We start from the raw sequence: 4,912 nt of genomic DNA on the forward strand, positions 1-4,912 counted from the left end.
GTCTTTTTCTTTAGCTTTCCAGACAATAGATTTGATAGTGTTGAGTCAATTGAAGTAGTGAGAACAATAGAAAGGGTAATTACTGAAATAAAGCTAGAGGTGATTTTTACCCATTACTGGGGAGACCTTAATATATAATTTTGTGGAAGAATGGAGGTAAGTTTCTATGATTGAGAAATGTCCCATATGCGGAAGTAGTGAACTAGAAGAGTATATAAGGTTTGAAGAAATGCCAGTTATTTATAAGCCTGTTTAAAAATCTAAAGTAAATGCTTATCCCAATCATCCTTTTATTGCAAAACTATGCAAATCATGTTTGTCTGGTATTAACTGTAATCCATTAGATGATAGACTTCTATATGAGATATATGGAGATTACGAAACAATACTTCCTTCTAGCGGTATTGGCAGAGAAAAGTTCATTGGTATTTTGGACTTTATTAAGAGACACATCTCAAAAGAAGAGAAAATTGTAGAAATAGGGTGCGGTGATGGATATCTATTAAAAATACTTAGGGATTTTGGATACAAACACACCTACTGTATAGAACCTTCAAAAGCCTTATCACAGATAGCGGAGAAACATGGAGTAAGGGTTTTTAATCAATTTTTCACCAGTGAAACTAATTTAGATATTGATATTGATGTTTTTATTTTAGTCCATGTGCTAGAACATTTTAAAGATCCCGTATCTATCATAGAAAAATGTTTAACCTTGGGCAGAAAAATAGTTATAGAAGTGCCATATCTTTGCGGACATTTGCATGAACATATGTTCTTCTTTTCTGTGAGTTCATTCCAAGAAATTTGTAAGCTTGTAAGTGCTAAAATACTTGAATACGAGATAGACAACTACTTCAATAATTATCCAGTTCTAAGACTCATTATATCAAAGGATGGCGGATTAAAAGATGACGCAAACAAAAAAGAAACCTATGAAGAAGTGTTAAGCTGCCTGCATAGGGAAAAACTAAATACACAATCTCAAGTAGAACGCTTAATAAGTATACTTGAAAGTGGTGGTAGCTACCTGTTATGGGGTTCTGGCTCTTCTGCAATTATTGTATTGAACTTGATACGTGATAAGCTTTTGGAGCTTACGAAGAAGCAAGTTTGTAAAATCCTTTTGACAGATAGTGATAAAAGTAGGCATGGTAAGTTTATACCAGGCATAGGCATAGAAGTGACACCGTACGAAAGTTTGATCGGTATTAAGTTCAGTGGTGTAATAATACTATCACAGTTCTATAGAGAGATAGAAGAGCTTGCCAGAAGAATAGGCTTGACATTTGAAAGGATTTATGTTATATAGCGAATGGACGATTTACATAACATAATTATGAGGCAGGAAAACTATAATGAGTTTGTAGCACGTAGAGTCAATCTCAAGGATGTTGTGCCATTAGAGCGCCCACTCTCTGTATATATTGAACCTACAAACAAATGCACATTTAAGTGTATATCATGCCCATTAAGCTTGTCAAATTACACTGAAATAAGACCCTATAGAACGATGCGATATGAGGAGTTTGAGAGAATAGTAGAACTTATCAGGGAAGATTTCAAAAGGGTTAAAGTTCTCAACCTTTACATGATTGGCGAGCCACTTTTGCATAAGGATATTGTTAAAATGATAAGAAAAGCCAAGCAGGAAGACATAGCTGAAAGAATAGTTATAAGCACAAATGGCTCATTATTAGAGTCAGTGGACACTGAAAGTTTATTGTCTTCAGGGGTTGACTATATAAACATATCAATATACGGCGCTGATGAAAAATCCTTTAAGGAAAGCACAAATTCTAAGTATAGTCTTGAAGAGATTTTAAGTGCTATATCCAAATTGGTTAGGTTAAGAGATATAACAAACTCTCAAGTTAATATAAATTGTTCCATTTTCAAAGATGAAAACGCCAAAAAGATAAAAGATAAGCTTGTTGAGATTTGCGATGGCGTTTTCGAGAAACATCTGATGGACTGGACAGAAAAAGAAGGGAGTTTCACAAAAAACTTTAAACCACTCTCTGAGCGCAAGTCTATTAAAACTTGTCCTATGCCTTTCTTTCAAATGGTCATACATTCAGACTTAAAGGTGAGTATTTGTTGTAATGACTATGCACAAAGGCTCGTAGTAGGAGACTTAAGGAATCAACGACCGGTTGAAATATGGAACGGGCTTAAGTGGAACTTGATAAGGTCTTCTATTTTACTCTATGGATACAAGTCTATCTCCGCTTGTGGAACTTGTTATACGCCCGAATATGCTTACGAAGAGGATAATCTTGATGAGCTGAGTTTTCAGACATATCTATCAAGAATAGAAACATGAAAATATTAATATCACCCGCTGGTGGAGGTACTATAGCGGGTGTGGTTGATTACTTCAGGAAAAAAGGCTACTCGCCTATAGGCATTGACTCAAACAAACATGCTACAGGAGCTCCATTGTTTGATAAATTTTTTACAGTGCCAAAGGTTAGCGAACCGGACTACGAGGAATATGTAGGTAGAATAATAGCAAAAGAAGATGTAGATTTTTACATATCTTGGCTTGAGCCGGAGATATTATTCTGGAATGAAAAATTTCTCAGTCAAGGTTTAAAGTGGAGGACCATATTTCTTATGAACTTCCGAAAGGATTTACAAAGCCTACAAGATAAGTACCTTTTATATAATAAACTGAAAACTCTGGGAATAGAGCTTCCCAAAACATCAAAACTTACAAACTATATGCACTATCAAGATAGTGTTGATTATCCTATTGTTATAAAACCTCGTTTATCTAGCGGAGGCAAAGGACTCATAATAGCGGAAGATTATCAGGATATAAATTGTGTGGTAGAAAGGTTAAAGAGAAAAAAAATAGAGTTGGATGACTTTATAATACAAAATTATATACAAGGTGACGAATATTCTGTTGATTTCTTCGCCATAAAAGGTAAAGTATTAAACATGGTAGTAAGACGCAGAATAGCTCATAGTGGATTTAGCACGGTCGGAGAAGTGGTTGAATCAAGTGTATTGGAGAATCTTGTGTCTACAATTGCAAGTAAACTTGCGTTAGAGGGTCTATACAATATTCAGTTTATACAAAGGAATGACACATTTTATCCAACAGACCTTAACTGTAGACCGAGTGGAACTATAATACTTTCAATAATGAGTGGAGTTGATCTATTGCAAAACTTTATAGAGTGGAAAACAGGACAACAAATTACAATATTTGGCAAACCAAAACATCTGAAAATGTACAGATTATACAAAGAGATATTTGTGTATGATTAAACATCGCGCTATATTTTATGACTTGGACAACACGCTTTATCCTCAAATCCTTGACGTAAGACAGCGAGTTTCTGCCTGTGCGCAGAAGTTTTTTCCAGAGAACTCTAATGAAGTTGAAAATTTTTGGCTTAAAGAGTGGCAGAACAATGAACCAAAGAAAAATCTAATAGACATAATATGTAATACTTTTGAATGTAGATTTGATAAGGAACACATAATTCATTTCTATAGAAGCTATAAAACTAACATACAACTTCAAGATGAAGTTGCAAACTTATTAATTAAGTTTAAAAGCTTGGGTATAAAACAGTTTGTCATAACAAATGGTATAAAGGAGGTGCAAGAATATAAAATAAAGAAGTTAGAACTCGACAAACTGATAGATGATTATGCAGTGGGAGAAGGAGAATACAGAAAGCCCAATACTTACTACTTTATAAAATTTCTTGAAAAGTATAAACTCAATAGTTTTGAAACATTTTCTGTTGGGGACTGGTATGAGGTTGATGGTGTTGCATCTCAATCTGCCGGTATAGAGTTTATATACCTTAAAGGTGGTCCAATAGTAGAGGAAATACCTAAAAATGTAAGACAGATTGATACGTTGTTGTCTCTAAAGGGGCTAATGTGTTAGAAACAATACTTCTCATTCTCGCCCATCCTGATGATGAAGTGCTTGCGTGCGGAGGAACTATTTCAAAGTTCACTCAGAACGGAGCTAAAGTCTACACCCTTATACTCGGAGAGGGCATAACTTCAAGAGATGAAAGGAGAGATACTAAATTAAGGGAAAAGGAACTTGAACAACTAAGGGAGCAGGTAAAAGAAGCAAATAAACTATTGGGAGTAGAAGAGGTTTTCTTTTTTGACTTTCCAGACAACAGGTTTGATGGCGTTGAATTAATTCAAATAGTGAAAACAATAGAGAAGGTAATTGCTGAAATAAATCCAGAGGTGATTTTTACCCACTATTGGAATGACCTTAACATAGACCATCAGATAACTTATAGAGCTGTTATAACTGCCACAAGACCACAGCCGGGCATGTTTGTTAGGGAAATATACGCCGCTCACCAGAAGGAATAGAATACTTAGCCAGATTGAGAGGTATGCAAGTTGGTGCGGAGTACGCAGAGGGCTTTAAGCTCGTAAGAAGAATCCTACCATGAGAGTTCTACTACTTGGTGGTAACGAGCACAGTCTTGAGCTAAAGGCTTGGCTTGAGGAAGTAGGGGAGGAAGTAATATACACTGAAGAGCCCATAAACCTTGAAATGCTCAAAGGCGTAAACCCAGAGTTTATAGTAAGCTATAACTACAAACACATAATACCTGAGGAAGTGATAAAAGCCTATCATCCAAGGGTAATAAATCTTCACATTTCCTACCTGCCATACAATAGAGGGTATTACCCTAATGTTTGGAGCTTTTTAGAAGATACACCAAAGGGAGTTAGTATCCATCTTGTAGATAAAGAAGTAGATGCGGGAGACATACTAATTCAAAAGGAAGTTTTCATAGACGAAGACAAAGAAACTCTAAGAAGCTCTTACGTCAAACTTCAAAGAGAAATTCAAGAACTTTTCAAAGAAAACTGGGAAGACATAAAATCGCTAAAAATCAAGCCTTTT

At 35.3% G+C, this 4,912-nt stretch carries 6 protein-coding genes; all 6 read left to right on the plus strand.

Translation table 11 applies throughout. From position 1 onward, the window contains the following. Positions 1-316: 316 nt before the first annotated feature. Positions 317-1,312: a class I SAM-dependent methyltransferase gene (locus NZ519_12085; GenBank protein ID MCS7029494.1), complete on the plus strand. Its 996-nt coding sequence runs from the start codon at positions 317-319 to the stop codon at positions 1,310-1,312. Between the two features lie 27 nt (positions 1,313-1,339). Beyond that, positions 1,340-2,326 carry a radical SAM protein gene (locus NZ519_12090; protein MCS7029495.1) on the plus strand — a complete coding sequence of 329 codons (987 nt, stop codon included), beginning with the start codon at positions 1,340-1,342 and terminating at the stop codon, positions 2,324-2,326. Then, positions 2,323-3,282 (plus strand): ATP-grasp domain-containing protein, encoded by a 960-nt coding sequence (locus NZ519_12095; protein ID MCS7029496.1) that lies wholly within the window; start codon positions 2,323-2,325, stop codon positions 3,280-3,282. Before NZ519_12090 ends, NZ519_12095 begins: the two co-directional genes overlap by 4 nt. Positions 3,283-3,304: 22 nt before the next feature. After that, entirely contained in the window at positions 3,305-3,916 is a 612-nt protein-coding gene (locus tag NZ519_12100; protein MCS7029497.1) for an HAD family hydrolase, read from the plus strand. Then, positions 3,910-4,368 carry a PIG-L family deacetylase gene (locus NZ519_12105; protein ID MCS7029498.1) on the plus strand — a complete coding sequence of 153 codons (459 nt, stop codon included), beginning with the start codon at positions 3,910-3,912 and terminating at the stop codon, positions 4,366-4,368. Before NZ519_12100 ends, NZ519_12105 begins: the two co-directional genes overlap by 7 nt. Positions 4,369-4,447: 79 nt before the next feature. Then, on the plus strand, positions 4,448-4,912 hold a 465-nt coding region (locus tag NZ519_12110; protein MCS7029499.1), incomplete at its 3' end, for a formyl transferase.

The organism is Bacteroidia bacterium, assembly GCA_025056095.1.
In the GTDB taxonomy this organism is placed as follows: domain Bacteria; phylum Bacteroidota; class Bacteroidia; order JANWVE01; family JANWVE01; genus JANWVE01.

What these genes read in the sequence shown, in the direction of transcription:
- NZ519_12090 (MCS7029495.1), top strand. Translation starts at nt 1,340, where the DNA reads ATGAGGCAGGAAAACTATAATGAGTTTGTAGCACGTAGAGTCAATCTC.
- NZ519_12095 (MCS7029496.1), top strand. Translation starts at nt 2,323, where the DNA reads ATGAAAATATTAATATCACCCGCTGGTGGAGGTACTATAGCGGGTGTG.